Here is a 4,591-nt window from a genome sequence, read left to right as displayed (position 1 = left end):
TAATATTTGTTATGATACCCGTGATCGATATATCAATTTTCCTTGGTCCTCCGAGAGAAGATGAACAGCGCTGGGGGGCGACCGGTGAAGTATCTGTACTAGTTGTGCCCATTGGCCCCTCTGAGACATGCCTGCCTATCCTGAGATGTCCGTTCACCGGGGTAGACCGGAAGTCGCGGTGGTCCGAGCGAACCGACGCGAATGACCCAGAACGGACTAAGTGGTCCAAGCTCCACACTATCCGACTGTTGGGCGACTAATTCGGAACCCGAACGCCCCGCTCCCCGGCTTCGGTAATCGCTTTCTCCACCGTGCCATCGGACCGCATTCCGTTCACGAGTTCATCAACGGTGGGAAGCGCCGAGGCGGCTCGTTTGCGCACTCCGATTGCCATTTGCACGACGTTGAAACGCCCGGGCAACACCTGTGCTCCAGGCAAGGCGTCAGCAATGCGATGGGCGAGGTGCAGGTTCTCACCGTAAACGTCAGCTTTGCCAGTTGCCAACGCCTCGCGAGCCGAATCGAACCCGCCGGGCACCTGTATGATCTCTGCATTCTTGATAAGGCGTGTCAGAACGGTGTGTGGCGCGCTTCCTTGCGCGACGGCGATCTTCACGCCTGCACGGTCGACTTCCTCTGCGGTGGTTGGTGTTGCTCCGGCGCGCGCGACATAGCCGTTGTCTACTTCCATGAATGTCACACTAAACGCGAGGTATTCTGCGCGAGATGGATCGCGCGCAGCAAGCCCGATGTCCCAGTCATCGCTCGCGAGACTTTCGTTGTAACGCATTGGATTGTCGTGGGGCTTGAGTTCGACCGGTATGCCGAGACGCGCAGCGAGCGTCCGGGCAACGGAGACGGAAACACCGCCGAGGGAGCCGTCGGTACCGCGGGTCACCAGAACAGGATTGGAGGCAATGAGAGCGACGCGCAGTTTGCCGGTTGGAAATAGTGTGGCACGCGCGGATGGGGCTTGAGCCCATGCGATCTGCGGCGCAGCGGGGAGCGCGGCAGCCCCCGCCGCCAGATGAAGGAAGTGTCTGCGAGGTAGTTTCATAGCGGTCCCTCTCACTCTCAAATGTTGAGAACCAACCCGACTGCTCTGCCTGCGTGACGCGAGTTTACCCTACACATTTGGGACTTTTGCGTCAGCGTCAGCGGTAAGCGAACGAGGTGATCATGTCGCTTTTTGTCACTTTTCGGACGTGCCGCGATTTCGGAGTTGAGTTTGCTTCAGGGATTGAGCCGAAGCTGATCTCCAGCCTGCCAAGGGCGGCTTTTGGCGCAAAGCGGACCTTCGCCAAAACCGTGAAGTCAGCCAAGTGCTATGACGACGTCGGTTGCGCGCAGGCGCGGCTTAAACTGAGGGCTAAGTCGGCGGAGGGCGTTGCGGCATCCGTTCTTCAAAGGGACCGCAGAGGATTTGGCATGACCAAAGCTATCGAGGCGTAACCACAATGCCACATTGACGCGGATTCCGTTCCTTTGTGATCAGTATCGTACAGACGCAACCAGAATGAAGGGTAGGCTTCGCGTGTGGGGGGCAATGCAGCGGCGGCGGTTGCGGACTCGTCGAGGGACCTCCAAGCCTCGAACGAGTCCGCTCGCGCCGCTCTTCGATTGATTGCGCGTATCGACTGGCGCCACCAAGAGTCGGTCAAATCCAGCATGATGGCACGCGCGCCGCCGCTATTGGCGCAAACCGGTCATTCGGTGAAGCTAAGAGATTAGCTAAGGGCCAAGAACGGACTCGCTCTGGCGTATGGGTCGAACGTGAATTTTCGAAGTCGATCTTCGATTTCGCTTGTCGTCCATGAATATGTTCCGATTCGAGCCAGTTTGAGTGCTGCAAGTGCCTGGCTCATGGGATCTGGCATTGCGCCCAGAACAGACATCACGAGCCAACCGCCGGGAACCAGCGCGCTATATGGATGTTCTTGAGCGCCGAGGGCATAACGCTGAGCGAGATAAACGGGAGTAACCACGCGAGCGAGTAGATTTCCGTTTCGTGCAGGTCCTCCACCGCCTGTGTCCGCAACTCGATCGCTCGGAAGCCGGAGAGGGACGCGCGGTCAGAGCGAGGGGAGTCGACAGGCTGAAGTGCGCCGCAAAGTGGGGTCTTCCTATGCACCAGAGCAGGCGGCCGAGGTCGGTGCCATTGACCCTAAGCGCCCGAGCACTGGTGTCAGGTAACAATGCCGCGCCTTCCATGGGTCGGCCGCCTGGCGTCATGCAGCGTTGTTCGCCAAGCGGGCGCAAGCGGCAGCTCGAACTTTTTCAAATGCGCGAACTTCGATCTGCCGTACGCGCTCCCGTGAAACGCCATATCGTTTCGCGAGATCCTCCAGCCTGACCGATGGTTCGGACAGGAATCGCGCTTCAAATATGCTTCGTTCTCGCGGGTTGAGGACCTCCATGGCGCCGGCAAGCGCCTGACGCCGCTGTTTGGCTTCCTCCTGCTCGGCGTACACGGTTTCGGGACTGGATGCCGGGTCGACCAGCCAGTCCTGCATTTCGGCCGCCTCGTCTGCATGCACCAAAGCGTTGAGCGACACGTCGCCGCCCAGGCGCCGGTTCATTTGGATGACGTCGCTTTCCTGCACGCCGAGCCTCTTGGCGATCATCGCGGTGTGCTCCGGACGGAGATCGCCATCCTCCAGTGCCGAGATTTCCGCTTTTGTCCTCCGGAGCTTGAAAAACAGCTTCTTTTGGGCGGCGCTGGTGCCCATTTTTACCAGCGACCACAAACGTAGGATGTATTCCTGTATCGAAGCCTTGATCCACCACATAGCGTAGGTCGCGAGCCGGAAGCCGCGCTCGGGCTCGAAGCGCTTCACGGCCTGCATGAGGCCCACGTTTCCCTCGGAAACGATATCCGCAATCGGCAGCCCGTAGCCGCGATATCGCATGGCGATCCTGGCGACGAGCCGCAGATGGCTGGTGACAAGGTGATAGGCGGCTTCACGATCGCCGTGCTCGCGCCAGCGCATCGCATAGGCCGCCTCCTGGTCGGGCCGCAACATCGGAAACTTGCGAATTTCCGTAAGATATTGCGTCAACCCGGCGTCGAGTGACAGCATCGGAACAGTTGCCGTGACTCCCATTGCCACCTCGTCTTATCGTGTGTCGACCCTTCCCTCGCTTCGCACTTTCGGCTCTATGCGAACCGAGTGGCATCCGCAGCACGTCGAGCGCGCTTGACGGTAACCGGAATGACCCGGGCGTCATGGGTCCGCACGTGGCGGGACTGAAAGGGCCTAGCCTTGTCGCTGCTCCAGGCTCTTGCGTCCTGCTGCAGCCGGCTTGCCCATCGGTTCTCCAACCGGTCGATCACGTGACGAGGCAATTTAATATCTTTCATGGGATCCTCCTCAGGCGGCCAGAACGCGCGATGTCGAGAAACGACGATTTGGCTTGCCGCCCGGCGGGTTGCGCGGCCGGCCGTCCAGTTCGCAAAGGGCCTCGAGGATGGAGTCAATGGTCACGGGCGCCTTCAGTCCTTTCGGAGCCCGCAGCGCGGGACATGAGGCGATCGCCGAAGCGTCCGAGGCCCAGGAGGCCAGGATCGCGCGCTTCTCCGCCAGCGTCAGGTCCGGATGCGATACCACGTCGTTGGGATGCTCGAAGACGGTGCCGGGGTGCAGCAGGGCTTGGAAGTCGAATACGTTGTCGTTGATGGCGGTCGTCGGCCGCATGTTTTCCTCCATTCTACGACGAGGGGGCGGCAGCCCGACACAACGAGGCCGGGCCGTCGCGAGTTGTTCGCTCAGGCCGCCTTGGATTCGAGCTGATGGACGTTGCTGGCGTTGATGGCGATCCGTCGCGGCTTCATGGCCTCGGGGATCTCCCGGACCAGTTCGATCTTCAGCAGGCCATTGTCGAAGGACGCGTCCTTGACTTGGACGTAGTCGGCCAGGTTGAACTGCCGTTTGAAGTGGCGGGTCGAGATCCCGCGATACAGGAATTCGCGCTCGGCTTTCTCGGTTTTGCCGCCCTCGATGGTGACGACGTTCTGCTCTGCAGTGATCGAGATTTCGTCCGGCGAGAAACCCGCGACCGCCAGCGTGATCTGGTAGCGGTCTTCGGCCAGCCGTTCGATGTTGTAGGGCGGATAGCCTTCCTCGGCACCGCGCTGTGCGGTCTCGGCGAGGTCGAAAAGACGGTCGAAACCGATGGTCGACCGGAACAGGGGAGCGAAGTCATAAGTGCGCATAGCCAGATCCTCCAAGGAGCAAAATGGTTAATAGCGGCACCAGACACGACCGGTGCCCGTCTGGATTTCTCGGGCCCATCAGGCGCCCGGGAGCCAGTGACCTAGAAATTACAAAACTCGGTTTTGGTTTCAAGGGGTGCTCTGAAAATTTTTCAGCCCCGTCTGTCACCTCCGCTTAGGCACTGAGGCCGGCCCGGGTAGTCCTTGAATGGACGGGCCGCGAGACACTGAAATTATAGATGGGACAGCGCGGAAATAGGCCGTGCCGGATGTAAAGCCCCTGCTACACCGTGTTGAACGGGAAGGTGATCAGCGCCCTGTTGGTAGCGCCGGAGTTCTTCGCATGTTCGAATGTCCGCTTGAGCAGTTCACTGCCGA

Annotated in this window: 5 protein-coding genes; 1 reads left to right on the top strand and 4 read right to left on the bottom strand. The window is 60.0% G+C overall.

Features of this window, described 5'->3' with window-relative positions:
* Window positions 1-256 precede the first annotated feature (256 nt).
* A complete protein-coding gene (locus tag JQ575_RS43820; RefSeq protein WP_212039337.1) occupies window positions 257-1,057 on the bottom strand; it encodes a transporter substrate-binding domain-containing protein in 801 nt (266 codons plus the stop codon).
* A gap of 122 nt (window positions 1,058-1,179) precedes the next feature.
* Here JQ575_RS43820 and JQ575_RS43815 point away from each other — a divergent pair, with 122 nt between their 5' ends.
* Entirely contained in the window at window positions 1,180-1,452 is a 273-nt protein-coding gene (locus JQ575_RS43815; RefSeq protein WP_212039336.1) for a hypothetical protein, read from the top strand.
* Between the two features lie 776 nt (window positions 1,453-2,228).
* On the opposite strand, the gene rpoH is transcribed toward JQ575_RS43815, so the two are convergent.
* The 3 genes from rpoH to hspD all read right to left on the bottom strand — a co-directional run bounded on the left by rpoH (window position 2,229) and on the right by hspD (window position 4,213).
* Complete coding sequence (gene rpoH / locus JQ575_RS43810) at window positions 2,229-3,104, bottom strand: RNA polymerase sigma factor RpoH (protein WP_212039335.1); 876 nt, start codon at window positions 3,102-3,104, stop codon at window positions 2,229-2,231.
* A 267-nt stretch (window positions 3,105-3,371) separates the two neighbouring features.
* Window positions 3,372-3,695 (bottom strand): hypothetical protein, encoded by a 324-nt coding sequence (locus JQ575_RS43805; RefSeq protein ID WP_212039334.1) that lies wholly within the window; start codon window positions 3,693-3,695, stop codon window positions 3,372-3,374.
* A 71-nt stretch (window positions 3,696-3,766) separates the two neighbouring features.
* Window positions 3,767-4,213 (bottom strand): small heat shock protein HspD, encoded by a 447-nt coding sequence (gene hspD, locus JQ575_RS43800; protein ID WP_212039333.1) that lies wholly within the window; start codon window positions 4,211-4,213, stop codon window positions 3,767-3,769.
* Window positions 4,214-4,591: the final 378 nt, after the last annotated feature.

It is taken from the genome of Bradyrhizobium sp. JYMT SZCCT0428, assembly GCF_018131075.1.
Lineage (GTDB): Bacteria > Pseudomonadota > Alphaproteobacteria > Rhizobiales > Xanthobacteraceae > Bradyrhizobium.
This window is presented reverse-complemented; position numbering and strand designations above follow the sequence as displayed.

Excerpts from the sequence above, each read along its gene's own strand:
- JQ575_RS43820 (WP_212039337.1), bottom strand. The coding sequence starts at position 1,057 with ATGAAACTACCTCGCAGACACTTCCTTCATCTGGCGGCGGGGGCTGCC.
- JQ575_RS43815 (WP_212039336.1), top strand. The coding sequence starts at position 1,180 with ATGTCGCTTTTTGTCACTTTTCGGACGTGCCGCGATTTCGGAGTTGAG.
- rpoH (WP_212039335.1), bottom strand. The coding sequence starts at position 3,104 with ATGGGAGTCACGGCAACTGTTCCGATGCTGTCACTCGACGCCGGGTTG.
- JQ575_RS43805 (WP_212039334.1), bottom strand. The coding sequence starts at position 3,695 with ATGCGGCCGACGACCGCCATCAACGACAACGTATTCGACTTCCAAGCC.
- hspD (WP_212039333.1), bottom strand. The coding sequence starts at position 4,213 with ATGCGCACTTATGACTTCGCTCCCCTGTTCCGGTCGACCATCGGTTTC.